Source organism: Pseudomonas entomophila (assembly GCF_013523125.1).
GTDB lineage: Bacteria > Pseudomonadota > Gammaproteobacteria > Pseudomonadales > Pseudomonadaceae > Aquipseudomonas > Aquipseudomonas entomophila_B.
This window is the reverse complement of record NZ_JAAMQJ010000012.1, coordinates 43,017-69,242: the sequence shown is the minus strand read 5'-3', so window position 1 is coordinate 69,242 and position 26,226 is coordinate 43,017. Positions and strand designations below refer to the sequence as shown.

At 64.9% G+C, this 26,226-nt stretch carries 27 protein-coding genes and 2 pseudogenes; 15 read left to right on the top strand and 14 right to left on the bottom strand.

The annotated features are described in order from the left end of the window. Positions 1-62 precede the first annotated feature (62 nt). The 6 genes from G7007_RS09100 to G7007_RS09075 form a co-directional block, all read right to left on the bottom strand. Positions 63-611: a disulfide bond formation protein B gene (locus G7007_RS09100; RefSeq protein WP_181100984.1), complete on the bottom strand. Its 549-nt coding sequence runs from the start codon at positions 609-611 to the stop codon at positions 63-65. Positions 612-829: 218 nt separating this feature from the next. After that, complete coding sequence (locus G7007_RS09095; RefSeq protein ID WP_181100982.1) at positions 830-2,068, bottom strand: heme biosynthesis HemY N-terminal domain-containing protein; 1,239 nt, start codon at positions 2,066-2,068, stop codon at positions 830-832. Then, positions 2,065-3,132 (bottom strand): uroporphyrinogen-III C-methyltransferase, encoded by a 1,068-nt coding sequence (locus tag G7007_RS09090; RefSeq protein WP_308852289.1) that lies wholly within the window; start codon positions 3,130-3,132, stop codon positions 2,065-2,067. Before G7007_RS09090 ends, G7007_RS09095 begins: the two co-directional genes overlap by 4 nt. 82 nt (positions 3,133-3,214) lie before the next feature. After that, positions 3,215-3,982, bottom strand: coding sequence for a uroporphyrinogen-III synthase (locus tag G7007_RS09085; RefSeq protein WP_181100978.1), 768 nt, complete (start codon positions 3,980-3,982; stop codon positions 3,215-3,217). Beyond that, a complete protein-coding gene (gene hemC, locus G7007_RS09080; protein WP_181100977.1) occupies positions 3,979-4,920 on the bottom strand; it encodes a hydroxymethylbilane synthase in 942 nt (313 codons plus the stop codon). Before hemC ends, G7007_RS09085 begins: the two co-directional genes overlap by 4 nt. Before the next feature lie 112 nt (positions 4,921-5,032). Further along, positions 5,033-5,785: a LytR/AlgR family response regulator transcription factor gene (locus G7007_RS09075; protein WP_181100975.1), complete on the bottom strand. Its 753-nt coding sequence runs from the start codon at positions 5,783-5,785 to the stop codon at positions 5,033-5,035. 305 nt (positions 5,786-6,090) lie between these two features. Here G7007_RS09075 and argH point away from each other — a divergent pair, with 305 nt between their 5' ends. Beyond that, a complete protein-coding gene (argH, locus tag G7007_RS09070) occupies positions 6,091-7,485 on the top strand; it encodes an argininosuccinate lyase (protein ID WP_181100973.1) in 1,395 nt (464 codons plus the stop codon). Between the two features lie 59 nt (positions 7,486-7,544). Here the strand turns inward: argH and G7007_RS09065 are convergent, their stop codons facing one another. Then, complete coding sequence (locus G7007_RS09065) at positions 7,545-8,210, bottom strand: glutathione S-transferase family protein (protein WP_181100971.1); 666 nt, start codon at positions 8,208-8,210, stop codon at positions 7,545-7,547. Between the two features lie 141 nt (positions 8,211-8,351). On the opposite strand from G7007_RS09065, the gene G7007_RS09060 reads away from it, so the two are divergent. From G7007_RS09060 to G7007_RS09050, 3 genes are all read left to right on the top strand, one after another. Beyond that, positions 8,352-8,654 (top strand): hypothetical protein, encoded by a 303-nt coding sequence (locus G7007_RS09060; RefSeq protein WP_060392087.1) that lies wholly within the window; start codon positions 8,352-8,354, stop codon positions 8,652-8,654. A gap of 72 nt (positions 8,655-8,726) precedes the next feature. Beyond that, a complete protein-coding gene (locus tag G7007_RS09055) occupies positions 8,727-8,972 on the top strand; it encodes a TIGR02647 family protein (protein ID WP_181100969.1) in 246 nt (81 codons plus the stop codon). Positions 8,973-9,179: 207 nt separating this feature from the next. Beyond that, positions 9,180-11,840 carry a class I adenylate cyclase gene (locus G7007_RS09050; protein ID WP_181100967.1) on the top strand — a complete coding sequence of 887 codons (2,661 nt, stop codon included), beginning with the start codon at positions 9,180-9,182 and terminating at the stop codon, positions 11,838-11,840. Between the two features lie 9 nt (positions 11,841-11,849). On the opposite strand, the gene rnk is transcribed toward G7007_RS09050, so the two are convergent. From rnk to cyaY, 3 genes are all read right to left on the bottom strand, one after another. Beyond that, entirely contained in the window at positions 11,850-12,260 is a 411-nt protein-coding gene (gene rnk / locus G7007_RS09045; RefSeq protein WP_181100965.1) for a nucleoside diphosphate kinase regulator, read from the bottom strand. A gap of 188 nt (positions 12,261-12,448) precedes the next feature. Next, positions 12,449-12,676, bottom strand: coding sequence for a DUF1289 domain-containing protein (locus G7007_RS09040; RefSeq protein WP_181100963.1), 228 nt, complete (start codon positions 12,674-12,676; stop codon positions 12,449-12,451). Between the two features lies 1 nt (position 12,677). Then, entirely contained in the window at positions 12,678-13,010 is a 333-nt protein-coding gene (cyaY, locus tag G7007_RS09035) for an iron donor protein CyaY (RefSeq protein ID WP_181100961.1), read from the bottom strand. Positions 13,011-13,198: 188 nt separating this feature from the next. Between cyaY and lptM the strand changes: the two are divergent. The 6 genes and pseudogenes from lptM to G7007_RS09005 form a co-directional block, all read left to right on the top strand. After that, a pseudogene (lptM, locus tag G7007_RS09030) lies at positions 13,199-13,339 on the top strand (LPS translocon maturation chaperone LptM); the annotation flags it as partial. A gap of 15 nt (positions 13,340-13,354) precedes the next feature. Further along, on the top strand, positions 13,355-14,602 hold the full coding sequence (lysA, locus tag G7007_RS09025) for a diaminopimelate decarboxylase (protein WP_181100959.1): 1,248 nt from the start codon (positions 13,355-13,357) through the stop codon (positions 14,600-14,602). A gap of 4 nt (positions 14,603-14,606) precedes the next feature. Beyond that, positions 14,607-15,437, top strand: a complete 831-nt coding sequence (gene dapF / locus G7007_RS09020; protein ID WP_181100957.1) for a diaminopimelate epimerase — start codon at positions 14,607-14,609, stop codon at positions 15,435-15,437. 12 nt (positions 15,438-15,449) lie between these two features. Then, positions 15,450-16,160 carry a DUF484 family protein gene (locus G7007_RS09015; protein ID WP_181100955.1) on the top strand — a complete coding sequence of 237 codons (711 nt, stop codon included), beginning with the start codon at positions 15,450-15,452 and terminating at the stop codon, positions 16,158-16,160. Next, positions 16,160-17,059 (top strand): tyrosine recombinase XerC, encoded by a 900-nt coding sequence (xerC, locus tag G7007_RS09010; RefSeq protein ID WP_181100953.1) that lies wholly within the window; start codon positions 16,160-16,162, stop codon positions 17,057-17,059. Before G7007_RS09015 ends, xerC begins: the two co-directional genes overlap by 1 nt. Next, complete coding sequence (locus tag G7007_RS09005) at positions 17,056-17,751, top strand: HAD family hydrolase (RefSeq protein ID WP_181100951.1); 696 nt, start codon at positions 17,056-17,058, stop codon at positions 17,749-17,751. The genes xerC and G7007_RS09005 overlap by 4 nt, the downstream gene beginning before the upstream one ends. 113 nt (positions 17,752-17,864) lie before the next feature. On the opposite strand, the gene sutA is transcribed toward G7007_RS09005, so the two are convergent. From sutA to glnK, 3 genes are all read right to left on the bottom strand, one after another. Beyond that, on the bottom strand, positions 17,865-18,191 hold the full coding sequence (gene sutA, locus G7007_RS09000; protein WP_181100948.1) for a transcriptional regulator SutA: 327 nt from the start codon (positions 18,189-18,191) through the stop codon (positions 17,865-17,867). Between the two features lie 443 nt (positions 18,192-18,634). Then, positions 18,635-19,957 (bottom strand): ammonium transporter, encoded by a 1,323-nt coding sequence (locus tag G7007_RS08995; RefSeq protein ID WP_181100947.1) that lies wholly within the window; start codon positions 19,955-19,957, stop codon positions 18,635-18,637. A gap of 42 nt (positions 19,958-19,999) precedes the next feature. After that, positions 20,000-20,338, bottom strand: coding sequence for a P-II family nitrogen regulator (gene glnK, locus G7007_RS08990; RefSeq protein ID WP_060392075.1), 339 nt, complete (start codon positions 20,336-20,338; stop codon positions 20,000-20,002). Between the two features lie 406 nt (positions 20,339-20,744). On the opposite strand from glnK, the pseudogene G7007_RS08985 reads away from it, so the two are divergent. The 5 genes and pseudogenes from G7007_RS08985 to G7007_RS08965 form a co-directional block, all read left to right on the top strand. Further along, a pseudogene (locus G7007_RS08985) lies at positions 20,745-20,993 on the top strand (accessory factor UbiK family protein); the annotation flags it as partial. 24 nt (positions 20,994-21,017) lie between these two features. Further along, complete coding sequence (locus tag G7007_RS08980; protein WP_181101075.1) at positions 21,018-21,371, top strand: gamma-glutamylcyclotransferase family protein; 354 nt, start codon at positions 21,018-21,020, stop codon at positions 21,369-21,371. A 379-nt stretch (positions 21,372-21,750) separates the two neighbouring features. Then, complete coding sequence (locus G7007_RS08975; protein ID WP_181100945.1) at positions 21,751-21,969, top strand: hypothetical protein; 219 nt, start codon at positions 21,751-21,753, stop codon at positions 21,967-21,969. A gap of 393 nt (positions 21,970-22,362) precedes the next feature. Next, positions 22,363-24,003: a malate dehydrogenase (quinone) gene (gene mqo, locus G7007_RS08970; protein WP_181100943.1), complete on the top strand. Its 1,641-nt coding sequence runs from the start codon at positions 22,363-22,365 to the stop codon at positions 24,001-24,003. A gap of 344 nt (positions 24,004-24,347) precedes the next feature. Further along, entirely contained in the window at positions 24,348-25,106 is a 759-nt protein-coding gene (locus tag G7007_RS08965; RefSeq protein WP_219859013.1) for an EAL domain-containing protein, read from the top strand. Positions 25,107-25,196: 90 nt separating this feature from the next. Here G7007_RS08965 and G7007_RS08960 read toward each other — a convergent pair whose 3' ends face one another. Next, the gene (locus G7007_RS08960; RefSeq protein WP_181100941.1) at positions 25,197-26,075 is read right to left on the bottom strand and encodes a LysR family transcriptional regulator; all 879 of its coding nucleotides are present in this window, start codon (positions 26,073-26,075) and stop codon (positions 25,197-25,199) included. Between the last annotated feature and the right edge of the window lie 151 nt (positions 26,076-26,226).

The following is a 26,226-nucleotide window of genomic DNA, read 5'->3' as shown; positions in this document are numbered from 1 at the left end:
TCGACTGCGCTTCAAGGTACGCAAGGGCACTCGTTCACACAAGTCTTTGGCGCAGCGACAGATCACCGCTGGTCGAGCGAGGGGGCGGCCGGTTCGCGTTCGACCAGGTGTGCAGGGGGCGGCAACAGGTGGCCGATGAGACCTGACAGCGGCACCAGCGCCAGCAGTACGAACGCCAGCAGGCTCCATTCCGGCAACGTGAGGTCCAGAAAACTCCAACGAATGGACGAGCACGCCGGTTCGCCGAGGATCAGTGCCTTGACCGCATGATGCAGCGCTGCCCAGCTCTCCGGGTCGAGCCCGTATTCGCGATCGCAGCCCCCCTCGCTGATCCTCACCTGCAACCAGACATGCCGTGCCGCCAGCGCGACCCCGCTGCCCGCCAGGAGCAGCGCCAACCCGGTGTAGACCCGCACACCCCTGGGCCCCGGTGCGTGCAGGATCATCCCCAGACAGACGAGAGCGAAGGCGCCTACCAGCCAACGTTGGGCGAAACACAGGGCACAGGGCGTGAGCCCGGCGCTGGTTTCGAGGTAGAGACTGAGCGCCAGCACGGCGAGGCAGCCGAGCAGCGCCGGGAAATACAGGGAATGCAAACGAAGCTGCGACATGTTCCAAGCCCTGTGAATCGATGGTGGGACGGGAACGTTAGAGGATGTGCCGGGGTTGTTTCAAGGCACTACAGGCAGGATACGTCGCTGATGCGAGGGGAAAGTTACTTAACTTTTGTGGGAAACTTCCTAGAACTTGTTTTGGATGTTCCTCACGACCGCTGGAAAAACTGCCTTCCCAGCCGAACCCGTGTCAGCACACGGGTTCGGCGGTGACATCAGGTACGCTTACCCTCGGGCAAAGGCAACGCCAGCAGACGTTCGTCGAGCAGGCTCAGGCCTTCCTCGAACAGCTGGTTGCTGCGCGCCGTTTCACCCAGGCTGGCCAACAGCCGCGCCAGCTCGGCACAGGTCTCCGGGTTGCGCTGGAAACGCAGGCTGCTCTCCAGGTAGTCCCGGGCCTTGCCCCACAGGCGCTGCTGCAAGCAGAGCCGCCCCAGCGTCAGCAACAGGCTCGGGTCGCTGGGGTGGGCCTTGAGCAGGCCTTCGGCGAAGTGCAACTGACGCGCCGGATCCTCGCCACGCACCAGGCCATACAGACGCGCCAGCGGGCTTTCGTACTGACGCTTGAGCGTGGTGCGCAGCACATGCTCGGCCTCTTTCTGCGCGCCTGCCTGGCGCAGCTGCTCGGCATAGGCCAGCACCAGTCGCGGCTCCTGGCGCTGGGCGGCCGTGAGCTGCTCCCAGGCGCGCTCCAGCGATTGGCGCACGGCCTGAACGTCGGCATCGCCCCCATGCGTCAGCGACAGGTTCTGCCCCCAGGCACGTTGTTCGAGCTCAGCCAGTTCGGCAGCAGGCAGGACTTTCCCCTTCCGCAGATCGGGCAACAGCCGGATCACGGCGGACCAGTCACCGCGGCGCATGTGCAGGCGCTGCAGCAGCCTGAGCACCTGTGCGTTGTCGGGGTACCGTGCGTACATGGCGTCGAGCGTTTCCAGCGCCTGATCGTCCTGGCCCTGGTCCATTTGCAACTGTGCGTGGCTCAAGGCGACCGCCAGCTCGGCCTGGGGTTGGCGGTCCAGCGCACGCTCGAGCAGGGTGTCGCGCTCGTCGTAGCGGCCTTGCTCGTTGGCGGCACGCGCCGCGCCCAGGTAGTAGAACAGCGGGTAGCGTTCGGCTTCGGCGGCCCGGTGCAGATGGCGCTGCGCGCTGGCCCAGCGGCCCTCGGCGAGGTCGAGCTGACCTTGCTTGATCGCCACCTGGGTACGACGGCTGCGGTTGCGACGCGACCATGGGTTGACCACCCCGCTGGACACCAGCACCAGACCGATCAGGTAACGCACCAGTGCCGCGAGCAGGAACGCTGCGAGCAGCAGTCCCAGCGTGGCCCAGAGGCTGGACTGGTAGCGGAAACCGCCGTAGGCGATCAACACGTAGCCACTGTGCTTGGCGATGGCGATGCCCAAGGCCGCCGCTACCGCGATGGCGATGACCACCAGCAGGTAAGCCCGCTTCATGGCTTGGCCTCCGCGTTGTCGGCTGGCAGGTGGCGACGCGCGATGTAGGCCTGCACGGCCGTCAGGCTGGCGCTCAGATCAGGCACCTCCACGGCGACGGGCTCTTCGGCCAGCGCGTCGAGGCTGTCGAGCATGGCCTTGCTCTGCGGATTGTCGGCATTGAAATTGGCCAGCAGCACGCTGCGGGCCTCGTCCAGGGCCTGGGCATAGACCTTGGCCTCGCCGTTGAGCGCTGCCCACTGCGCCTGCTCGAGGGTCAGGCTCAGGGCCAGACGCAACTGATTGAGCGACTGCCCGGCCAGCAGAGGCCGAACGTGCTTGTCGGCGCCGAATTCCATCTGGAAGTACTTCGACATTTCAGCCCACCAGCGCGACCAACGACTGGCGACATCGCCGTCGGCAGTCACGGCGCCCATGGCGTTGGCGTCGCTGGTGAAATCAGGCGACTGGGCGCTGAGCTGTTGCACCAGGTCACGCTGGGCGGCCAGTTTGAGGAACAGGCCGGTGCGGTCGGGCTGCTGGGTGCTGTTGAGCACGGCTAGGCTGCGAGTCAGTTGCTCGCGGGCAGCGAACGAGCCTGGATCGCTCTGCTCGCGCAGGATTTCATCGGCCCCTTCGACCAGGGCCTTGGCGCTGTCGATGTCCTGCAAGGCCGACAGACGCAGCGTGGCCAGACGCAGCAGGTGCTCGGCCTCGGCCAGGCGCCAGTCCTTGCGGCTGGCGCCCAGCACGGTTTCCAGACGCTGGCTGAGCCGCTGCTGATCGCCTTGCAGCTGCGTGACCAGCCGGCGACGATCTTCCAGCTCGCTGGCCGCTGGCAGGCTTTGCAACTGTGCCGTGATCTGTTGCTCGCGCTGCTGCAGGCTGGCAGTGCGCTCGTTGAGGGCTTGCAGGTGCTGACCCTGGCCCTGCTCGTGGGTCTGGATCTGACGCACTTGCCAGACGCCCCAGCCACCGGCCGCGACGCCTGCCGCGCCGAGCAACAGGGCCAGGATGGCCAGGCCGTTGCCCGGACCCGAGCGGCGTGGCGCGGCGGCCGGTTGAGTGTCCGGCGTCTTGGGCACCGGTGACGGTTCAGTGTTGGGCAAGACAGTTTCGCTCACGTATCCATCCTTTGCATTGGGGCACGCTGCTCGCGCAGGGCGCCTAAGAGGCAGGTTCAGCGCATCGCTGCACGGCTGCCATCAAGGCCGCGGCGCTGGCGCCACGGCAATCCACAACGTGCTGTGCACCCACCGCCCGGGCCTGATCGGCCACCCGGGGGCTGGGCGTGAACAGCGTCAGCTGCGCCAGACGAGGCCATGCCTCACCGGCCAGGCGGTACAAATGTTCGAAGCCCTGACCACTGCTGACCACCAGGCCATTGAGGCGTTCCCCGTCGACCAGACGGGCCAGCGCGCCCTCCGGATAGTCCGGCAGGCAGCGGCGATACAGTTCCAGATAATCGACCCTGACGCCTTGCTCGGCAAGACACTCGGCCAGCCGTTCGCGACCTCCCTCGCCACGCACGATCAGCACACGCGGTGCCGGGCCGTCGAGGGCCTCGGTCAGAGCAGGCAGCGCGAGCAGCGCCTCGCTGTCGTCGCCCTGCTCGGGGAAGCGGGCGGCGAGGTCCTGGCGAGCCAGCACACCTGCCGTCGCCGCGCCAACCGTGAACCAGGCCGCGCGAAGGCCGGCCAGCTTCTCAGGGGACGTGGCGGCCAGCAGCAGGCGTGCCGCCGGCTTGCTGACCACGATGATCGCCTGGTAGGTGTCCAGGGCCTGCAAGGTTCCGTGCTGGGCAGCGCCAAGCGGCAAGGGCTCGATGTGTAGCAACGGCAGGCTGCGGCTGACGATACCAGTCTCGGCCAAGGCCCGTGCCAGGTCGGCACACTCCTCGGTGGGCCGGGTCAGCAGCAGGCGCCAGCCGTTCACGGCTGCCCGGCCTCGCCATAGACCGCCGTGAGAATGACGTCGGCGCCCTGGTCGAGCAGGTCGTCGGCGACCTGGACGCCCAGCAGGTCGGCGGCGGTCCTGGGGCCACGGGCCTCGGCCCGCAGCAGGGCCCCGCCGTCCGGCTGACCGACCATGGCACGCAGCCAGAGCTGATCCCCTTCGAGCACGGCATAACTGGCGATCGGTACCTGACAGCCACCATTGAGGCGCTTGTTGAGCGCCCGCTCGGCCATCACACGGTCAGCCGTTTCCAGGTGATGCAGTGGCGACAGCAAGGCCTGGATGTGGCTGTCGGCGCTGCGGCATTCGATGCCCACGGCGCCCTGCCCACCTGCCGGCAGGCTGTAGGTGACGTCGAGACTGGCGGTGATGCGCGACTCGAAGCCCAGGCGGATCAGCCCGGCGGCCGCAAGAATGATCGCGTCGTAGTCGCCCGCGTCAAGCTTGGCCAGGCGCGTGTTGACGTTGCCGCGCAGGAAGCGGATCTCCAGATCGGGCCGGTGCGACAGCAGCTGGGTCTGCCGGCGCAGGCTGGAGGTGCCGACCACGCTGCCCAGGGGCAGTTCGTCCAGGCTGGCGAAGCGGTTGGAGACGAAGGCATCGCGCGGATCTTCCCGCTCGCAGATGCAGTACAGGCCCAAGCCTTCCGGGAAGTCCATCGGCACATCCTTCATCGAATGCACGGCAATGTCGGCTTGCCCTTCGAGCAGCGCGGTTTCCAGTTCCTTGACGAACAGACCCTTGCCGCCGATCTTCGACAGCGGCGAGTCGAGCAGCTTGTCACCCCGGCTGACCATGGGGACCAGCGAGACGAGCAAGCCCGGGTGAGCGGCCTCCAGACGAGCCTTGACGTACTCGGCCTGCCAGAGGGCCAGGGCACTCTTGCGAGTGGCGATGCGGATTTCGCGAGTGGACATGAAACGCCCCGAACGAGAGAAATGCCCCCGATGATAACAGCTCTGCCCGCCTCGCCAGCGAACGCCGGTCAGCCCTGCGCGTTTCTCGCGAAGGTGACCGGCCGCTGATGCATCAAACCTGGAGCGTCTGCATCATCTTGCGCACGCCGGCCACGTGGCGCCGGCTGACGGTCAGCGCATCGCCGTCGAGACCCTTGAGAAACAGCTGGAAATGCCCGAGCGGCGTGCGCTGCAAGCGTTCGATGCGTTCGCGCGACACCAGCGCGTTGCGATGGATACGCACGAAGCGGTCGCCGAATTCATCCTCCAGGGCCTTGAGCGGCTCGTCGAGCAGCACTTCCCCGCCTTCATGGCGCAAGGTCACGTACTTGTGGTCGGCGATGAAGTAGACCACCTGGCCCAGTGGGATCAGCTCGATCCCTTTGCGGGTGCGTGCGCTGATGTGGCTTCGGGGGCCGCCGCCGCTTTCGTTGGCAGGTCGCGTGAGCGCCGCCAGCTGCGTCCGGTTGGGCCGCTCGGCCTTGCGCAGGGCATCGCGCAGCGCCTGCGGCTGCACCGGCTTGGCCACGTGGCTGAGCGCGCTGTCTTCGAACGGCTGATGCGCGGTGTCCTCGCCCTCGGTGCAGAACACCACGGCCGGCGGCGCTTCGCGCTCGCACAGGCGCGCGGCCACCTGCAGGCCATCGAGGCCCGGCATGGCGACGTCCAGCAGCACGACATCGGGCTTGAGGCTTTCGATCAGGGCCAAGGCCTCTTCGCCGTTGGTGGCGCCAGGCTCCAGCACGGTGTACCCCTCCAGCTCGCCGAGCAAGCGGCTCAGGCGGTCGCGGGATTGGGTTTCGTCATCAACGATCAGGACATTCATATAGTGCTGGATTCCTGAATGAGTCTCGCAGGTGGACAGGCGTGCCGAGGTGCGGATCGCCCGACACCGTGGTCCACGCTCAGACCGATGCGATGGCCAAAGATTCACTGGGTCGCGGTACCTGCCGCCAACCCTCTGTCCAACTGTAGACGGTCCTTGCCGCGTTGCCGTTCAATCGTTGATCGTCCGAGAGGTTTCCAGGCACGTTCGCACGCTCGGTCCGGTGCCTGCGCCCTGCGAGGCAAGGCACAACCCTGTTATGATCGACGCCACTTTTTCAGATCACGCCAGCTACGAGTGAATCCATGAGCACCGACAAGACCAACCAGTCCTGGGGCGGCCGCTTCAGCGAGCCCGTCGACGCCTTCGTCGCCCGCTTCACCGCCTCGGTCGACTTCGACAAGCGCCTGTACCGTCACGACATCATGGGCTCGATTGCCCATGCCACCATGCTGGCCCAGGTCGGTGTGATCGACGAGCACGAGCGCGACGCCATCATCGACGGCCTGAAGACCATCCAGGCCGAGATCGAAGCTGGCCGTTTCGACTGGCGTGTCGACCTCGAAGACGTGCACATGAACATCGAAGCGCGCCTGACCGACCGCATCGGCATCACCGGCAAGAAACTGCACACCGGCCGTAGCCGCAACGACCAGGTCGCCACCGACATCCGCCTCTGGCTGCGCGACGAGATCGACCTGATCCTGAGCGAGATCACCCGCCTGCAGAAAGGCCTGCTGGAGCAGGCCGAGCGCGAAGCCGCCACCATCATGCCGGGCTTCACCCACCTGCAGACCGCGCAGCCAGTGACCTTCGGCCACCACCTGCTGGCCTGGTTCGAGATGCTGTCGCGCGACTACGAGCGCCTGGTGGACTGCCGCAAGCGCACCAACCGCATGCCGCTGGGCAGCGCCGCCCTGGCCGGTACCACCTACCCGGTGGACCGCGAGCTGACCTGCACGCTGCTCGGATTCGAGACCGTCGGTGGCAACTCGCTCGACGGCGTGTCGGATCGCGATTTCGCCATCGAATTCTGTGCCGCGGCCAGCATCGCGATGATGCACCTGTCGCGCTTCTCCGAAGAACTGGTGCTGTGGACCAGCGCCCAGTTCCACTTCATCCACCTGCCGGATCGCTTCTGCACGGGCAGCTCGATCATGCCGCAGAAGAAGAACCCCGACGTGCCGGAGCTGGTGCGCGGCAAGAGCGGTCGCGTGTTCGGCGCCCTGACCGGACTGCTGACGCTGATGAAGGGCCAGCCGCTGGCCTACAACAAGGACAACCAGGAAGACAAGGAGCCGCTGTTCGACGCTGCCGACACGCTGCGCGATTCCCTGCGGGCCTTCGCCGACATGGTGCCGGCGATCAAGCCGTGCCGTGAGGTGATGCGCGAAGCGGCGCTGCGTGGTTTCTCCACGGCGACCGACCTGGCCGATTACCTGGTGCGCCGTGGCCTGCCGTTCCGCGATTGCCACGAAATCGTCGGCCATGCGGTCAAGTACGGGGTCGACTGCAACAAGGACCTGGCGGAAATGGAGCTGGATGAGCTGCGTCAGTTCAGCGACCAGATCGAGCAGGACGTGTTCGCCGTCTTGACCCTCGAAGGCTCGGTCAACGCCCGTAATCACATCGGCGGTACGGCACCGGACCAGGTCCGCGCAGCCGTCGCCCGTGGCCACGCGCTGCTGGCCACGCGCTGAGTCCGGCGTTCAGGTGATCGAAAGGCCCCGGCCCGGCATGCGGTCCGGGGCTTTTTTCATCAGGAAGGACGCTTGTTGCGCATCATCTCGAGGAAGGTCGGCATCATCTGCGCCTTGTCGGCATTGATCCGTGCGATGTGTGGCCCCTGGTGCAGATGCTCCAGCAGTTCGGCAGCTTCCGGCACGTCGGCCAACAGGTCGACGTCCAGGACCTTCTTGCCGACCTGGGCCGCCAGGTCGACCGAGAAGCAGAACATGATGTCCGCCAGGGTCAGCTGCTCACCTGCCACATAAGGCGCGAAGCGCCCACTGCGCTTGAGGGTGGCGAAACCGGCCAGCAGATCGGTGCGGGCCTTTTCCTTGACCCACGGCTCGACCGACTGCCCGAAGAAGCTCTGGGCGTAGCACGTGCGCGCCGGGAGCTCAATGTAGAGCTCGATTTCCTTCATCAGCTCACGGACTTTCGCCCGCTCGAACGCATCGGTCGGCAACAGCGGTGTGCCTGCCTGGCTTTGCTCCAGGTATTCGAGGATCACGCTGGTTTCGCTCAGGTAGCCCTGTTCGGTCTCCAGGATCGGGACCTTGCCACGTGGGCTGACCTTCAGCGTTTCCGGGGTTTTCCCAGGGATCAACTGCACTTCTTCGAAAGGCAGGCCTTTTTCCAGCAGCGCCAGCTTGACCATGTTGTAGTAGTTGCTGACGGGAAATCCATGAAGCTTGAGCATGAAAACAGTCTCCGGGCCGTAAGAAATGGCCCAGCCGTTATAGCCCTGTCTCGCCGTGCGTGGCTAGTGCCCGAGGGCGTACAGGTTCGCGCCGCCCTCGGGCCCGTGGCACACTGCCGGCTCATCCACAGGAGCAGAGCCATGAGCGAGTCCAACGACGTCGACTACAACGACGAAGAAGAAGCCTTTGTCGAGGCGACCCTGACCCAGGCCGTCGAGAACCAGATCGAGAGCGGCGAACCGCCTGCGGCGAAAGCGACGTACAACAAGCTGAGCCTGGTGGGCTACGAACGCGAGGACATTCTCAACCTGATGGCGCACGTGCTGGCGATCGAGATCGACACCATGCTCGAACAAGACCGCGCTTTTGACAATGTCTGGTACGAAAACGCCTTGCGCGCACTGCCTGAACTGCCCCCTGAGGCCGATCAAGGCAACGCCTGAAAAGCCTGACTACACTTCTGGCTCGGGCACCGGCGACGGTGCCTCCGTCCTCTCTGGAAGTCAGGAGTCGTCATGTCTTTCACACCCGAATTGATCGCCGAACTGGAAGTCCTCGCGCTGTTCAACCTGGACAGCAGCCAGGAGGGCCTCAAGGTCCACAGCAACGCCTCACCCCGCTTGATCGAGGCCGCACGCCGCCTGCATGACAAACAACTGACCAGTCAGCCCGACGGGGGTTACCTGACCAGCCTGGGACACGATGCGGCCGAGCATGCCCAGCAGTTGCTGACCATCCTGGAAATCGCCGAGGCCGCCTGAGCCGCACATTCATACAGGCTTGAGGCCGCACTAAACCACCGCCTGGCTGTCCACCCTTGTGCGTGCAGGCGTCGACCGCCAGGCGGTGTGCGACGCCCCTGGCAGACGACGGATGACGAAAAATTGGCGTCAATTCATCGACTTTTTCTGAGACGGCCGCTCGACTCAGGTTAAAATCGCGCCGCTGCTGCCTGCTTCGAGTGCGCAATGACCCCTCCGCCTCCCCCCATCGACTCGTCCGACCCTATCGACCCTGCCTTGCCTGGCGTGCTGCATGCACGCTTCATGCAGCTCAATCGAGGACGGTTGGGGCGTGCGCTGGAAGGGCTGGAGCCTTCTCAACGCCGCGTGTTGACGCTGCTGCCTCTGCTGCTGCACCTCAATCACCCGTCCTTGCCAGGTTACGTGCCCCAGGCGCTCCGTGCAGGCGTCTGGGGGTTTCGACCGACCCCGCAGCAGCTTGCCGAACTCCTGCGCCTGACCCGCTCGCTCGCCGAGGTCGCGCTCGTGCCGGATCAGGCGCCTGTCGTCGAAGGGCTGTACCTGATCGGTAGCCTGGGAACGTTGGCGCAAACGGCGCGCAGCGACATGGACGTCTGGGTCTGCCATGCCGCCGGCCTCGATCAAGCCAGCCTCCAGGCCCTGCGTACCAAGTGCCAGCGCCTGGAGACCTGGGCAGCCCTGCAGAACGCCGAACTGCACATCTTCCTGATCGAGCCACGCAGCTTCGCCCAAGGACGCCGGGTCAGCCAACTGAGCGCCGAAGACTGCGGCGAAGCCCAGCACTACCTGCTCCTCGACGAGTTCTACCGGACCGCCATCTGGCTCGCAGGCCAGACGCCGCTGTGGTGGCTGGTCCCTGCTGCATGCGAGCAGGCGTACCCTGCCTACACCCAGGCGCTGTTGACCCAGGGGCTGATCCGGGCCGATGCCCACCTCGACCTCGGACACCTGGCCCACATTCCCAGGAAGGAGTTCATCGGCGCGGGGTTCTGGCACTTGTTCAAAGGCATCGAGTCGCCCTACAAGACGGTTCTCAAGCTGCTGCTCATCGAGGTCTACGCCAGCGAATACCCACACATGCGCTGCCTGGCCGTGGACTTCAAACAGGCGGTCCACGCCGACCGTGACGGGCTCGACGCGCTGGACCCGTACGTCATGATCTACCGGCGTGTCGAACGTTACCTGAGGCAACGAGGCGATTCGAAGCGCCTTGAACTGCTCAGGCGCAGCCTCTACCTGAAGGCCGAAAAGCCGGCGAACGCGACACGGCATGCCTGGCAGTGCCAGTTGCTCGCGCGCCTGTCGGACGAATGGGGCTGGGGGCCCGAGCAGTTGACGGCCTTGAATGACCGCGCGCGCTGGAGGGCTCGCCAGGCGTTGGCCGAGCGCGGTTGCCTGGTCAGCGCACTGAGCCACAGCTACCGCTTTCTCTTGCAGTTCGCAGCCCTGCACGACCCTGCCAATCAGCCAGTTTCCCATGGCCTGAGTGTGCTTGGTCGGCGTCTCTACGCCGCCTTCGAACGGCGCGCGGGCAAGGTCGAAGTGATCAATTCTGGCTTGGCCTCGAACCTGGAAGAAGCGGTGGTCACCTTGGCACGAATGCCTACCACGCAAACGCCAGCCACCTGGCACTGGTGCTTGTACGCCGGTACGGTCGAGGTCGTCGAGCCGACCGCGCAGGACACGCGCATCCATCGGACCCATCACCTGGTCGAGCTGTTGGTCTGGGCGCACTGCAACGGTGTGATCACGCCGCGCACCCGCCTCGTGCTGTCCGCCTCCGTGAACGGTATCGATGGCACCTACGTGGCAGGTCTGCTCGATCGCATTCGGCAGACGCTCGTATTGCCGCTGGAAACGGTGATCGACAGTCGCCTGCTGCAACCGAGCGTTGCCGAGCGAACCTTGCTGCTGGCCAACGTCGATGCAGGCCCCCGCCCCCACAGCGAGACGATGCAGCCGGCCGAACGGACGCTTCTGTCGCTCGACCAGGTCACGCTCACCAGCTGGAACGAAGTGCTGGTCCGCCGCTACGAGGGTGCAGAGGCCCTGGCCCACGGCCTGCGCCGCCTGTCCGCCAGCCTGGCGGGCCGCCCGCGCCGACCGTACCTGCGGATCCATGGCCTGGGCACTGAACAGGGTCGTGCCCTGGGCGAACGCATTGAGGCCTGCCCGGCTGCGCCACCCGGCAGGCCGGACAGCCGCCTACGCCCTGCAGCAGACAGCCTCGGCCGGGTGGACGGGCATGCCGTGAGCGCGCTGCTGGCGCAGGCCCGGACCGACTGTATCCAGGTCTTCCATCGACTGCAGGCAGGGTTCGCCGACCTGTACGTGCTGGATGAGCGCAACCAGCTCTGGTACCAGCGTCAGCCGTGTGGCGACGAACGCCAGTTGCTGGTCCCCCTGCACCGGTTCCTGCAAGCCATGCTGGTGCGGCATGCCGCGCGCCTGCGGCTGGACGTGCAGCACACGCCCAAACCGGCCCTGGCCTACTATCGACTGTTGCCCGATCCAGGCTTCAAGGCGTACCAGGTCCAGGCGCAACCGACGCCGACGGGCGACAATCCGTGCTACTACGAAGTGCAGGCGCTGCTGCGTGCCATGCCAAGCGGCGGCACCGAGGTGATCTGGTATTGCGACCACGTGCCGTTCTCGCGGTTGGACCACGGTGACCGGCTCGATGCGGTGGTCGCCGCGCAGATCCTGAGCCAGCGTCGGGGCGCCGAACGGTACCCGTGCTACCTCACCGATCTCGATCTGTCGGACCTGTTCGACGACGGCGTTGGCTCGACGTTGTGCCACCTGCGCCACAAGCAGGCGCTGGAAGCAGCGCTCAACCGTGGGCTCGGCGCGCTGAGCCCGTGACAGCGCCCTTCAGCGATCGAAGTGCCCGGCGGCCTCGGGCTGGTAGTCGACGCTCAGCAGCCGCAGCTTGAGGATCTTGCCCGCCGGCGCCGGCCAGTCGATCTGGTCGCCGACGGACAGGCCCAGCAAGGCGCTGCCGATCGGTGCCAGGATCGAGACGTTGCCGTCTGCACCGGCGTCTTGCGGGTAGACGAGGGTCAGGTGGTAGTCCTTGCCGCTGGCTTCCTCGCGGCAATGCACGCGCGAGTTCATGGTGACGACACCGGCGGGGACCTGCTCGGCACCGACGATCCGCTCGGCGCGGTCCAGTTCGTCCTGCAGGGCCAGTACCCCAGGCGTCGTTTCGTCGAGGGTCTCGAGCAGACGCTCCAGGCGCTGGACGTCCAGCCGAGTCAGGGTCAGTGAGGGTCGAGCATTCATGATCGGGTCAGGCTCCTTCTTGACGCGCAAATAAAGCAAAACCCCGCACGAGGCTGCATCACCGTGCCGGGCTGGCGACGGCCGAGAGGCAGTTCGCTGGCGAGCGGCACGACGACACGCCCCGAAACGGGGTCGACGGGTGTTCGGCAAGGCCGGACAGTCCGACCCTACCACAGCCTACCGAATACTCAAGCCTGGCCGGAATGCAGTGATGCGGCGCGAGCCTGCGCCTGGTCGTGGATCTGACGCCGGCGCTGGTCGTCGGCCGAGCGCCATTCGCGAATGTGCTCGACGGGGCGATGGCAGCCCAGGCAGACGCGCTCGGCGTCCAGGCGGCAGGTGCCGATGCAGGGCGATTTCACCGCCGGGCTGACGTTGGCGTAGAGCGGTTTGGGCGGACGCGCGTCGGTACTCATGTCAGATCTCGTCGAAGTCCAGCTTCTCGCCACTGCGCTCCCAGACGATGCGCTCGAGCATCTCGCCCAGCAGCTCTTCGCTCTTCTCGCACGCCCACTTGCCGGTCTCTTCGTCATAATCGAAGTGGAAGCCACCGGAACGGTCGGCCAGCCACAGCTGGCGCAGAGGCTCCTGGCGACTGAAGATCAGCTGGCTGCCGTTGTCGAACGTGATGGTGAGCACACCTGCCGAATTTTCCATGTCCAGGTCGAGGCCGCTTTCGTCGAACAGATCTTCCAGGGCCTGCTGGGTCGCATCGACCAGGTCGTGGAAACGCGCTTCACTCAAACTCATTGCATGAACCTCGAAAATGGCTGTACCGGTGCAAGCCGGGCACGATACGAGCGCTGGGTCGCGATTGCAAAGAATACCGTGTCGGGCCCGCTCGCTGGCCCGTCGGGCGCGCCGGTCGTCGCATAGGCAAGCAGGCGACCGCTCGGTATACTCGGCCGCAAGACTGCCTATTTCGAAGGATTTCGCCAATGAAGCGCCTGATTTCCTCCCTCGCGGCGCTGGTCGCTGTTGCCTGCCTCGTCTCTGCCTGTGGTCAGAAGGGCCCGCTGTACCTGCCAGATGATGGCAAGGACGGCAAAGACGCACACACCTCGCACCAGCATCAGCACCAATAAGGGTTTCCCATGGACGCTTTCCACTACCGCGACGGCGCGCTGTTCGCGGAGGGCGTGAGCCTGTCGGCCATCGCCGACCGGTTCGGCACGCCGACCTACGTCTATTCGCGTGCGCACATCGAAGCGCGCTACCGCAGCTATACCGACGCCCTCGCAGGCACCTCGCACCTGGTGTGCTTCGCGGTCAAGGCCAACTCCAACCTGGGGGTGCTGAACGTGCTGGCCCGTCTGGGCGCAGGGTTCGACATCGTGTCCGGCGGGGAGCTGGAGCGTGTACTGGCCGCCGGTGGCCGGGCCGACCGCGTGGTGTTCTCGGGCGTCGGCAAGACGCGTCAGGACATGCGCCGCGCCCTGGAGGTCGGCGTGCACTGCTTCAACGTGGAATCGGCCGACGAACTCGAGCGTCTGCAGGACGTTGCGGCCGAACTGGGCGTGCGTGCACCGGTCTCGCTGCGGGTCAATCCGGACGTGGATGCCGGTACCCATCCGTACATCTCCACCGGTCTGAAGGAAAACAAGTTCGGCATCGCCATCGACGATGCCGAGGCGCTCTACCTGCGTGCGGCCCAGTTGCCGAACCTGGAACTGGTCGGGGTCGACTGTCACATCGGTTCGCAACTGACCACGCTCGCGCCTTTCACCGACGCGCTCGATCGCCTGCTGGTGTTGGTCGATCGCCTGGCCGACTGCGGCATCCACCTGCGTCACCTGGACCTGGGCGGCGGTGTCGGCGTGCGCTATAGCGACGAACAGCCGCCGTTGATCACCGACTATGTGAACGCGGTCCGCGAGCGCATCGGCGACCGTGACCTGGCCCTGGTCTTCGAACCGGGCCGCTACATCGTGGCCAACGCCGGGGTCCTGCTGACCCGCGTCGAGTACCTCAAACACACCGAGCACAAGGACTTCGCCATCGTCGACGCGGCGATGAACGACCTGATCCGCCCGGCGCTGTACCAGGCCTGGATGGGCGTCAAGCCGGTGCAGCCACGAGGTGGCGAGGGCCGCAGCTACGACGTGGTCGGGCCGATCTGCGAGACCGGCGACTTCCTGGCCAAGTCGCGGACGCTGGACCTGGCCGAAGGCGATCTGCTGGCGGTCGAATCGGCCGGGGCCTATGGCTTCGTCATGAGTTCCAACTACAACACCCGTGGTCGCTGCGCCGAGGTCCTGGTCGATGCCGACCAGGCCCATGAAGTGCGCCGCCGGGAAACCGTGGCCGAGTTGTACGCGGGCGAAAGCCTGTTGCCGGAGTGACCCCATGCTGCTGCGTTTCACCAAGATGCACGGGCTGGGGAACGATTTCATGGTCTTGGACCTGGTCAGCCAGCACGCGCACATCCAGCCCAAGCACGCCCGGCAATGGGGCGACCGGCACACGGGGATCGGCTTCGACCAGTTGCTGATCGTCGAGGCGCCGAGCAACCCGGAGGTGGATTTCCGCTACCGGATCTTCAACGCCGACGGCTCCGAAGTCGAACAGTGCGGCAATGGCGCCCGTTGCTTCGCCCGCTTCGTGCTGGACAAGCGCTTGACGGCCAAGAAGCGCATTCGCGTGGAAACCAAGGGCGGCATCATCGTGCTCGACGTGCGCAACGATGGGCAGGTGCGTGTCGACATGGGTCCACCCCGGCTGGTCCCGAGCCACATCCCGTTCCAGGCGCCGGCCGAGGCACTGAGCTACCCGCTCGAGGTGGACGGCCAGACGGTCGACATCGCGGCGCTGTCGATGGGCAACCCCCACGCCGTGCTGCGGGTCGAGGACGTGCACGGCGCCCCGGTGCATACCCTGGGGCCGAAGATCGAGCACCATGCACGCTTCCCCCAGCGGGTGAACGTCGGCTTCCTGCAGGTGGTCGATCGTCATCAGGCGCTGTTGCGGGTCTGGGAGCGTGGTGCCGGTGAAACCCAGGCCTGCGGGACCGGTGCCTGTGCGGCGGCGGTGGCCGCGATTCGCCAGGGCTGGATGGATTCACCGGTGTCGCTCGACCTGCCCGGTGGCCGGTTGAGCATCGAATGGGCCGGCCCCGGCAAGCCGGTCATGATGACCGGGCCGGCGGTTCGGGTCTACGAGGGACAGGTTCGACTTTAAGCGAGGATGTTCATGAGCGATCGGCCCCAGGATTCAAGCACGGCACTCTCCGATCTCGACACTGAGGCGGTGGTGGCCTTCCTTCGGGCGCGCCCGACCTTCTTCGCCGAGCACGACGAGCTGCTGGGCACCCTGCACATTCCCCACCAGCGCGGCGACAGCGTGTCGCTGGTGGAGCGCCAGTTGAAGCTGCTGCGCGAGCGCAACATCGAGATGCGTCATCGCCTGTCGCAATTGATGGACGTGGCCCGTGACAACGACCGGCTGTTCGACAAGACACGTCGACTGATCGTCGACCTGCTCGATGCCAGCCACCTCGAAGACGTGGTAATGACAGTCGAGGACAGCCTGCGCCAGGACTTCCAGGTGCCCTTCGTCAGCCTCATCCTGTTCAGCGAGCACCCGGCCTCGGTCGGGCGCTGGGCCAGCCTGGGCGAAGCGCAGCAGGCCATCGGCGGCCTGTTGAGCAGCGGCAAGGCCGTCAGCGGCAACCTGCGCGATCACGAGCTGACCTTCCTGTTCGGCGAGAACCAGCGCCGGCAGGTCGGCTCCAGCGCGGTAGCGACGCTCGATCACAACGGGCTGCATGGCGTCCTGGCCATCGGCAGCCCCGATCCGCAACACTACAAGAGCACGGTGGGCACGCTGTTCCTGAACCACATTGCCGATGTACTGGGCCGGGTCGTGGCGCGCTCGCTGCAGTCCCTGCGCCCGGTGCGCTGATGGAACGCCAGCTGGAAGCCTATTGCGCCTACCTGCGCAACGAACGCCAGGTCTCGGGCAACACGATCCAGGCGTACCGGGGCGACCTGCTCAAGGTCCTGGCGCACTGCAGGGAACAGGCGATCGACAACTGGCCAGCGCTGCAGATCCAATCGCTGCGGCACTTCATCGCCCGTCAGCACCATCAGGGCCAATCCGCGCGCAGCCTGGCACGCCTGCTGTCGTCGGTGCGCGGCTTCTACCGCTACCTGATACGCGAAGGCCTGTGCCAGCACGACCCGGCCAACGGCCTGTCGCCGCCCAAGGGCGAGCGGCGGTTGCCCAAAGTGCTCGACACCGATCGTGCCCAACAATTGCTCGACGGCGGTGTCGACGACGACTTCATCGCCCGCCGCGATCAGGCGATGCTCGAGCTGTTCTATTCGTCGGGGTTGCGATTGTCCGAACTGGCCGGGCTCGACCTGGATCACCTCGATCTGCCGGCAGGCTTGGTACAGGTCGTCGGCAAGGGCAACAAGGCCCGTGTCCTGCCCGTAGGTCGCAAGGCCCGCGATGCACTCATGGCCTGGCTGAAACTACGCGGCCTTGGCGGCCCGCTCGACGGAGCCGTGTTCATCACTCGCCAAGGTCGCCGCCTGAGCACCCGAGCCATCCAGGTGCGGGTCAAGGTCGTGGGCGAGCGCGAACTCGGCCAGCACCTTCACCCGCACATGCTTCGCCATTCTTTCGCCAGCCACCTGCTGGAGTCTTCCCAGGACCTGCGTGCCGTGCAGGAGATGCTCGGCCATGCCGACATCACCACCACGCAGATCTACACCCACCTGGACTTCCAGCACCTGGCCGCGGTGTACGACAGCGCCCACCCCAGGGCCAAACGCAGCAAGGGTACCGACTCATGAGCATCACGCTGATCACCTTCGACCTCGACGATACCCTGTGGGACACACCGCCCGTGATCGCCAGTGCAGAACTCGTCCTGCGCGAGTGGATCAAAGCCCAGGCGCCGGCACTGGGTGAGCTGCCGGTCGAGCACCTGCATGCGGTCCGCGAGCGCGTGGTGCAGGCCGACCCGGGGCTCAGGCACCGCATCAGCGCCTTGCGCCGGCAGGTGCTGTTCCAGGCGTTGCGCGCACTCGACTACCCGGAGCCACAGACACAGGCCCTGGCTGACGAAGCGTTCGAAGTGTTCCTGCACGCGCGCCACCAGTTGGAGATCTTTCCGCAGGTGCAGCCCATGCTCGAGCGCCTGGGCCAGCGCTACACGCTGGGCGTGGTGACCAACGGCAATGCCGATGTGCGCCGCCTGGGCCTTGCCGATTATTTCGATTTTGCCTTGTGCGCCGAGGACCTGGGTATCGGCAAGCCGGATCCGGCGCTCTTTCTGGAGGCACTGCGACGGGGCAATGCGCACGCGGCGAACGCCGTGCACGTGGGCGATCATCCGCGCGACGATATCGCCGGCGCACAACGTGCAGGTTTCAAGGCCGTGTGGTTCAACCCGCAGGGCAAGCCCTGGCAAGCCGAGCAGGTGCCGGATGCCGAAATACGCTGCTTGTCACAACTGGACGACATCCTGGCACGCTGGCAGTAGCCTGGTGCGTCTGTCGAAGAAGGAAAGGGGCTTGCTCAGATCATGCAAGGCCTGCCGTGAAAGCGCTGGCGAATGCACGCTTTCACGGGTGACGGACGGCCCGAAGGCGTCGATCAGATAGGACGGCTGCCGTACTTGTTGTCCGGCTTCTTGGGCGGGTCGGCGACCACGTTGGCCTCGACTTCCTGAATCTGGCCGCCACGCGACAGGAACTCCTCCATGGCGCGGGCCAGGGCATCGCGTTCCTTCTGCTTGGCTTCCAGGCTCGGCATGTCGTCTACCGAGACGGCAGCCTTGGCCTTGCCCTTGGCAGCAGGCGCGGGGCTATCGTCTTCGCCTGCGTCTTCGGCACCTTCGTCGGTCGCCGCTTCGAGGGCCTCATCAGCCTCGTCGTCATCACCTACTTCGAGGTCATCGTTTTCCAGATCATCGTCGCTCATGTCGTTCCCCATGCCATGCGAAAGGCAGATTGAGTTTGCAGCCAGTGACGCCGTAGACCGGCGACCACAGGCAAAAATTCCACGGACGTTCGGCAAGCCTTCGTCGTGTCGACCGCTTCGTCAGGAAGCGGTCGTGGTGCAACGCCGCAAGGGCGGACGTTGACGAAACTCGACGTCATGGGCCGGCATTCGCCTCCACTGCCCGTACCGTGTCGACCGAAACGACAGGGGAACGGAGGCGTCATGCAACGCGCCATGACATGCGTTGGCGCGCATTCTAGCGCGCTCGCAGAAAAAGCAAAGCACCAGAAATGCCCTGCACGCTGTAAGTTTTCCGCCGCGCGCGACAGGCGTATCGAGACCGACCTCGACGGCCTTCGCTTGGCGAATCGCAGACGAAAAAATGCCCGGGCAAGCCGGGCACATGGACACGCTGCGTGCGCTTACAGGTTGTAGCCACGCTCGTTGTGCTGAGCCAGGTCGAGACCGACCGACTCGTCTTCTTCACTGACCCGCAGGCCCATCGTCCAATCGACCACCTTGAGGATCACGTAGGTCACCACGGCGGTGTAGACCACGGTGACGAGCACGCCCTTGGTCTGAATCCACAGTTGCAGGGCGATGTCCTGCACCTCGCCGAAACCGCCCAGCGCGGGGGCTGCGAACGCGCCGGTAAGGATCGCGCCGACGATACCGCCCACGCCGTGCACACCGAAGGCATCGAGAGAGTCGTCGTAGCCCAGCGCGCGCTTGAGGCGGGTGGCACAGAAGTAGCAGACCACCCCGGACACCAGGCCGATCACCAGGGCGCCCATCGGGCCGACCGTACCGGCCGCTGGCGTGATCGCCACCAACCCGGCCACCACCCCGGACGCGATGCCCAGTGCGCTTGGCTTACCGTGGCCGATCCACTCGGCGAACATCCAGCTCAGGGCAGCGGCGGCCGTGGCGATCTGGGTCACCAGCATGGCCATGCCAGCCGTGCCGTTGGCGGCGGCGGCGGAGCCTGCGTTGAATCCGAACCAGCCGATCCACAGCATGGCGGCGCCCATCAGGGTGTAGCCCAGGTTGTGCGGCGCCATGGGCGTGGTCGGGAAACCCTTGCGCTTGCCCAGGACCACGCAAGCCACCAGGCCGGCGATACCGGCGTTGATGTGCACCACAGTGCCCCCGGCGAAGTCGAGGACGCCCCAGTCCCACATCAGGGCACCGTCGCCGCCCCAGACCATGTGTGCGATGGGCGCATACACCAGGGTGAACCAGGCGGTCATGAACACCAGCATCGCCGAGAACTTCATGCGCTCGGCGAAGGCACCGACGATCAGCGCGGGGGTGATGATGGCGAAGGTCATCTGGAAGGTGATGAACACCGGCTCGGGGAACGAGGCGGTCAGGCTCTGGGGCGTGACACCCGCCAGGAAAGCCTTGGACAGTCCACCGACGAAGGAGCTGGCGTTGAGCACGCCCTTTTCCATGCCGGTGGTGTCGAAGGCCAGGCTGTAGCCGTAGACCATCCACAGAATGCTCATCAGGCCGGTGATGGCGAAGCATTGCATCATCACCGACAGCACGTTCTTGGAGCGCACCATGCCGCCGTAGAACAGCGCCAGCCCCGGGATGGTCATGAACAGCACCAGGGCCGTGGCCGTGAGCATCCAGGCGGTGTCGCCGGAGTTCAGAACAGGGGGGGCGTCCTCGGCCAGGGCCAGCCCAGGCATTACGAGGGACAATAGGGCGCCTAGCCCTGCGATCGTGCGCAGAGTCATGTTGTTTTCTCCTGGGGCGTTGGGGTTTGGTGAGGCGCTAGGTCAGATCGCGTCGGTGCCGGTTTCGCCGGTACGGATACGGATCGCCTGTTCCAGATTGACCACGAAGATCTTGCCGTCACCGATCTTGCCGGTGTTGGCCGCCTTGGTGATGGCGTCGATCACGCGGTCGAGGTCCTTGTCGTCGATGGCCACCTCGATCTTCACCTTCGGCAGGAAGTCGACGACGTATTCGGCACCCCGGTACAGCTCGGTGTGGCCCTTCTGGCGGCCGAAGCCTTTGACTTCGGACACGGTGATGCCCTGTACGCCGATTTCCGACAGCGACTCGCGCACGTCGTCCAGCTTGAATGGCTTGATGATGGCAGTGACTAGCTTCATGAAACTCTCTCCCGATTAGGTGGACTTGCCCCAGGAAAACAAACCCGTGGCCAGTCTAAGCGCAGCGCATGGCTTTGTAACGCATCCTCGACGGTATCCTCGTGCCCACCTGCGGCATGCCCGGTGACAAGACATGCTTGGCCCGATGCGCCTCCGTACGGTGTTCGAGAGCCGCATCAGTGCATGCCCTGACGAAGGTTTTGCAGGTTTCTTGCCAACTTCGCAAAGACCTTTCAAAACAGCCAGTTGCCATACGCTTTCACCTCCTGCATGAGCAATCTGCCATCAGTGCGCACAGCTTCGGTGCGCCCCAGCTGCCGGGTATGCTCGAAAAGCGTGCACGCCTGGCGCTGCATCGCCTCGTGCTACACTGAGGCTCTATTCACCTTCCGCGGAACGTTGCCCCATGCTCGCGCCCAAAGCCTTTCTCGATGTCCTCAGCGACCAGGCGTCGCGCCTGTTCAACGGTGAGGGGGCCCGTCCTCGCGCCGAACTCGAAGGTCAGTTCAAGGCCCTGATGCAGAGTGCCTTCAGCAAACTGGAACTGGTCAGCCGTGAAGAGTTCGACAGCCAGATGGTCGTCTTGAACCGTACGCGAGCCAGGCTGGAAGCCCTGGAGCAGCAGGTGGCCGCCCTCGAGGTCCGCCTTCAGCCCACCCCTGGCGCAGCCGCTGCCGAGTTGACGCCGTCGGCCCTCTACCCCGAGCTGCTGTTCTCCTATGGCACGCTTCAGGACAAAGCCGTGCAACTGGCCAAGTTCGGGCGGGAGCTCACGGGTCAGGAAGACCGCATGCTGGGTTACCGGCAGGACTGGGTAGAGATCACCGATCCGGCCGTCGTCGCGACCAGTGGAAAGTCCCGTCATCCCATCGTGTTCCCGAGCGACGCGCCCGACGCCAGCGTCAGCGGCATGGTCTTCCAGATCTCGAGCGAAGAACTCGCGGCGGCCGACGATTATGAAGTGTCGGACTACGTCCGCGTTGCCGTCACCTTGGCCTCGGGCCTGACCGCCTGGGTCTACGTTCGCGCCTGATGAGCGCCTGTCTTCCCCAGGGCGCCCTGTCCTTCCTGGGTTTATGTTTCACGTGGAACACAGGGAAAATGGCAACAAAGCCTTCAGATTTTCCCTATTCGTCGTAGGCCTTTTCCCAAATATGCTCGGCTCGTACATATGCCGTTGCATTGAGCCCTGCGCCCTCCTAGTCTCGACCGGTCGCTGATGTTGGCGACCGGTTGTGACAGGCCGTTTTGCTCGAAGAGATGCATGTACTCGCCGTTATGGCAGGTGTACGTGGGGCACCTCGTGTGCGCCGGGTCTCTCTTCGTCCTCGGTCTGTCAACCCGCGTACAGCTGCCACCTCCCATGTTTGACAGCAGCCGTGTGGCAGCTCCACCTGACGAGGAGCCTTAGCATGCTGAAGATCGTACCGGACCCACCTACCCCTTCGTTCGAAGACCTGCTCATCTACGCGGCCGAACACCTGACCTGTGCCCAGTTCCTGACCCGCAAGATCACGCGCGTGCATCCGGGCAGCGCGCACCATGAGCAACTGCTGGCGGCAGCGAACGATCTGCAGGCCATCTACGAACGCCTGGAGCAGATACTCGGGCAGACCCAGACGTGCCATTGAGCCCTGGCGCAAGACAACCAGCCTGTGCCAGAGCCATGCTCATGGCACATGCGGATAGGTTGATCGGAAAAGACCTACCCCCTGAGGCAACCTGTCGTCTTGACGTCGCCCCCTAAAATTTGATGGGTGGAATAATTCGGTTACAATGGCTGAAACGTTTCAAAGCCTTGACTTGCCAGGATGGCCGGCGGGCAGGCGTTCATGTTGCTCAAGCCGCTGAATCCATCCCTATAAAAAGCCAGCGCTGAAGACATTACCCATTGGGGCTGAGCAATCGCTCCTGAAGACCACCGATCGTCGCACTCGACTGTCAGACCGTGCCAGCGCTTACCAGGCCTGCAGGGATCTATCGAGAGAGCGGCGGGTGGATAACGTACGGTACTGGATAATTCAATGTTCAAGAAGGCAAGCAAGACCCTGTTGGGCCTGGCCGTTGTCGCGGGCTTCATGCAGGCCCATGCTGACGAGACCAAGAAAGTCGACGTCCTGCTGGTAGGCGGCGGCATCATGAGTTCGACCCTGGGTATCTGGCTCAGCGAGCTGGAACCGAGCTGGTCGATGGAAATGATCGAGCGTCTGGACGGCGTCGCCGAAGAGAGTTCGAACGGCTGGAACAACGCCGGCACCGGTCACTCGGCCCTGGCCGAACTGAACTACACCCCGGAAGACAAAGACGGCAACATCAACATCTCCAAGGCCGTCGAGATCAACGAGTCGTTCCAGATCTCCCGTCAGTTCTGGTCCTGGCAGGTGCGTAACAACGTCCTGAAGAACCCGCGCTCGTTCATCAACTCGACGCCGCACATGAGCTTCGTCTGGGGCGACGACAACATCCGCTTCCTGAAGAAGCGCTACGAAGCGCTGCAGGCGAGCCCGCTGTTCCGCCCGATGCAATACTCCGAAGACCACGCGCAGATCGCCAAGTGGGTCCCGCTGATGATGGAAGGGCGTGACCCGAACCAGAAGCTGGCCGTGACCTGGACGCCGATCGGCACCGACGTGAACTTCGGCGAGATCACCCGTCAGTTCGTCGGCCACCTCAAGACCAAGGACAACTTCGACCTGAAGCTGTCCACCGAAGTCCAGGACATCACCCGCAACGATGATGGCTCCTGGCACGTCGAGTACAAGAACCTGAAGGACGGCAGCAAGAGCGCGACCGACGCCAAGTTCCTGTTCATCGGTGCCGGTGGTGGCGCGCTGAAGCTGCTGCAGAAGTCGGGCATCCCGGAAGCGAAGGAATACGCCGGCTTCCCGGTGGGCGGTTCGTTCCTGGTCACCGAGAACCCGACCGTCGCCATGCAGCACATGGCCAAGGCCTACGGCATCGCCTCGACCGGCGCGCCGCCCATGTCGGTGCCGCACCTGGACACCCGCGTGCTGGACGGCAAGCGCGTCATCCTGTTTGGCCCGTTCGCGACCTTCTCGACCAAGTTCCTCAAGCAGGGTTCGTACTTCGACCTGCTGAGCAGCATGACCCTGCACAACACCTGGCCCATGACCCGCGTGGGCATCGACCAGTACCCGCTGGTCGAATACCTCGCCGGTCAGCTGATGCAGTCCGACGACGACCGCTTCGCCGCCCTGCAGCAGTACTTCCCGCACGCCAAGAAAGAAGACTGGCGTCTGTGGCAAGCCGGCCAGCGCGTGCAGATCATCAAGCGTGACGAGCAGCTGGGTGGCGTGTTGAAGCTGGGTACCGAGCTGGTGACCTCGAAGGACGGCTCCATCGCCGGCCTGCTGGGCGCCTCGCCAGGTGCGTCGACTGCCGCCCCGATCATGCTGGGCGTGCTGGAGCGTGTGTTCAAGGACAAGCTGGCCACGCCTGAGTGGCAAGCCAAGGTCCACCAGATCGTGCCGAGCTACGGCACCCGTCTGAACGACTCGGCGGCCAAGACCCAGGAAGAGTGGAACTACACCTCCAAGGTCCTGCAGCTCACCCCGCCGCCAGTGATCGATGCCTCGGTTCCGGCGTACGACGGTTCGTCGTCTGCACCGGTAGAAGCCAATCCAGCGGCCGACATGGCGCTGTGATGCCCTGACGGGTCCGGTCGCTCGCCGAGCGGCCCTGTCCAGGCAATCGAAAGCCACGGGCTCGAGCGATCGGGTCCGTGGCTTTTTCGTTGCGGACCACTCGGCCCACAGGCATGGCGCTTTGCCAGCCTCTGTTGTATACCTGCAAGACGACCGTCGCACTCCAAGTGTCGATACCTGTCAAACCGCAAAGACAAGACGCGCCAAGACCCCTGGGGCACGCACGTGAGCGACCTCCTCGACAGCCCGCCTGACTTGCAGGCGACGCCTCCCTGCAGTGACCGCGCAACACTCGCGGCGCTGGCGCCTGTCACCTTCTTCACCGACTCAACGGACACCTTCCCATGGGCGAACCCTCCGACAAGCGAGCCTGTGCCTCCTGCCGCGACGGCAAAGCACTGGACTTCACGTTCAGCATGGCTTTCCAGCCAATCATCGACCTGCGCGACTCGAGCGTCTACGCCTACGAAGCCTTGGTGCGTGGCACCGACGGCAGCGGCGCGGCCAGCATCCTGGCGCGCGTCAACGACACCAACCGTTATGCCTTCGACCAGGCCTGCCGGATCAAGGCGATCGAGCTGGCGGCGCGCCTACAGATCCCCTGCCTGCTGAGCATCAACTTTCTACCCAACGCGGTCTATCAGGCCGCCAATTGCCTGCGTGCCACCTTGGCGGCGGCACGGCGCTTCGGCTTCCCGACCGAGCGGATCATCTTCGAGATCACCGAGCAAGAGGAGCTGACCGACAAGGAACACCTCAAGAGCATCGTGCACGAGTACCAGCGTCGCCAGTTCAAGACCGCCATCGACGACTTCGGTGCAGGCTACTCCGGTCTGAACCTGCTGGCCGAATTCCAGCCGGACATCATCAAGCTGGACATGGCCCTGGTGCGCAACATCGACACCGACCGTGTGCGCCAGGCGATCGTGGAAGGCATCGTCGGGGTCTGCAAGGCCTTGCAGATCCAGGCGGTGGCCGAAGGCGTGGAGACCCTCGCCGAGATGAAGGAATTGCAGCGGCTGGGGATCGTCCTGTTCCAGGGCTACCTGTTCGCACGCCCTGCCTTCGAAGCGTTGCCGGCGGTGAACTGGCCAACCGCTTGAGCCAGGAGCACGAGGGCAGACCAGCGGGGTACCAGGCTGTGCGCATGCCCGGCATGGACGCACGGGCGCTGGCCGCCGTCGCTCACCGCGTCATCCCTTGAGCCGATCGCGAAAGCTCTGGATCAACGGCTCGCGCGCCCTGCCCCGCCGTATCGCCAGGGAAAACGGTGCCTGGTAACCGAAGGTCGCCGGCACCAGCACCTTGAGCCGTTTCTGTTCGACCCAGGTCTGCGCATAGTGCTCCGGCATGTAGCCGATGTAGGCGCCGGACAGCACCAGGATCATCTGCGCCTCCATCGACTCCACCGTCGCCGCGCTGTGCTTGAAGCCGTGCCGGGCCAGCTCGGCCTGGCTCCAGTAGCCACGCCCGACCATCCGTTGCTGGGTGATGGTGTCGGGAGAGATGCGTGGCTGGTCGAACAACGGATGGCGGTCGCTGCAGTAGAGCCAGTGCTGTTCACGGTACAAGGGCTGGTAGATGAGCCCGTTCATGCGGATCGAGAACGCGCCGATGGCCAGGTCCAGCCGGTTCTCCTGCACCCCCAGTTGCAACTGCGCCGGGCTCAGCACGCTCAGGTGCAGGTGCACCGCAGGATGCTCCTGGCTGTAGGCACCGATCACATCGGCCAGCGGCAGCGCCGGATCGGTGACGGTGGAGTCGAGCACACCCAGGTTCAAGGTGCCGCGCAGCTCGCCCTTGAGCGCGGCGCTGTAGCGCTCGAAGCCCTCGAATTCGGCCAGCAGGCGCAGGGTTTCCTGGTGAAAGAGCTCGCCCTTGCTGGTCAGGCTGAAGCCCCCTCGGCCGCGGTGACACAGTACGATACCGAGCTGGGTTTCCAATTGGCTCATGTAAGTGCTGATGGCCGACGTCGACAGATTGAGCTCGTGCTGGGCGGCCGCGAAGCCCTGATGGCGTACCACACTGGCGAAGATGCGCAGCAGTTTGAGGTCGGTCAGCGGCGAGGACATGGGGGCTCCGGGCAAATGGACGGTGCCATTCTAAGAGCAGTCGACGGTGTCGCGGTAGGCGCATGAGGCAAGCGCCAGGACGGGGCACTGGTAAAAGCCACCCGGACAATAGTTTAGAAATCTCTGAACTATCTTTTTGCCGCCAGCGATT

Coding starts and splice junctions, on each gene's coding strand:
- G7007_RS08965 (WP_219859013.1), top strand. CDS start 24,348: ATGGGCGAACCCTCCGACAAGCGAGCCTGTGCCTCCTGCCGCGACGGC.
- rnk (WP_181100965.1), bottom strand. CDS start 12,260: ATGAATGCTCGACCCTCACTGACCCTGACTCGGCTGGACGTCCAGCGC.
- G7007_RS08975 (WP_181100945.1), top strand. CDS start 21,751: ATGCTGAAGATCGTACCGGACCCACCTACCCCTTCGTTCGAAGACCTG.
- lysA (WP_181100959.1), top strand. CDS start 13,355: ATGGACGCTTTCCACTACCGCGACGGCGCGCTGTTCGCGGAGGGCGTG.
- hemC (WP_181100977.1), bottom strand. CDS start 4,920: ATGTCCACTCGCGAAATCCGCATCGCCACTCGCAAGAGTGCCCTGGCC.
- G7007_RS09100 (WP_181100984.1), bottom strand. CDS start 611: ATGTCGCAGCTTCGTTTGCATTCCCTGTATTTCCCGGCGCTGCTCGGC.
- sutA (WP_181100948.1), bottom strand. CDS start 18,191: ATGAGCGACGATGATCTGGAAAACGATGACCTCGAAGTAGGTGATGAC.
- glnK (WP_060392075.1), bottom strand. CDS start 20,338: ATGAAGCTAGTCACTGCCATCATCAAGCCATTCAAGCTGGACGACGTG.
- G7007_RS09075 (WP_181100975.1), bottom strand. CDS start 5,785: ATGAATGTCCTGATCGTTGATGACGAAACCCAATCCCGCGACCGCCTG.
- G7007_RS08995 (WP_181100947.1), bottom strand. CDS start 19,957: ATGACTCTGCGCACGATCGCAGGGCTAGGCGCCCTATTGTCCCTCGTA.
- G7007_RS09005 (WP_181100951.1), top strand. CDS start 17,056: ATGAGCATCACGCTGATCACCTTCGACCTCGACGATACCCTGTGGGAC.
- G7007_RS09040 (WP_181100963.1), bottom strand. CDS start 12,676: ATGAGTACCGACGCGCGTCCGCCCAAACCGCTCTACGCCAACGTCAGC.
- G7007_RS09095 (WP_181100982.1), bottom strand. CDS start 2,068: ATGAAGCGGGCTTACCTGCTGGTGGTCATCGCCATCGCGGTAGCGGCG.
- dapF (WP_181100957.1), top strand. CDS start 14,607: ATGCTGCTGCGTTTCACCAAGATGCACGGGCTGGGGAACGATTTCATG.
- G7007_RS09015 (WP_181100955.1), top strand. CDS start 15,450: ATGAGCGATCGGCCCCAGGATTCAAGCACGGCACTCTCCGATCTCGAC.
- G7007_RS08960 (WP_181100941.1), bottom strand. CDS start 26,075: ATGTCCTCGCCGCTGACCGACCTCAAACTGCTGCGCATCTTCGCCAGT.
- cyaY (WP_181100961.1), bottom strand. CDS start 13,010: ATGAGTTTGAGTGAAGCGCGTTTCCACGACCTGGTCGATGCGACCCAG.
- G7007_RS09060 (WP_060392087.1), top strand. CDS start 8,352: ATGAGCGAGTCCAACGACGTCGACTACAACGACGAAGAAGAAGCCTTT.
- G7007_RS09055 (WP_181100969.1), top strand. CDS start 8,727: ATGTCTTTCACACCCGAATTGATCGCCGAACTGGAAGTCCTCGCGCTG.
- mqo (WP_181100943.1), top strand. CDS start 22,363: ATGTTCAAGAAGGCAAGCAAGACCCTGTTGGGCCTGGCCGTTGTCGCG.
- xerC (WP_181100953.1), top strand. CDS start 16,160: ATGGAACGCCAGCTGGAAGCCTATTGCGCCTACCTGCGCAACGAACGC.
- G7007_RS09065 (WP_181100971.1), bottom strand. CDS start 8,210: ATGCTCAAGCTTCATGGATTTCCCGTCAGCAACTACTACAACATGGTC.
- G7007_RS09050 (WP_181100967.1), top strand. CDS start 9,180: ATGACCCCTCCGCCTCCCCCCATCGACTCGTCCGACCCTATCGACCCT.
- argH (WP_181100973.1), top strand. CDS start 6,091: ATGAGCACCGACAAGACCAACCAGTCCTGGGGCGGCCGCTTCAGCGAG.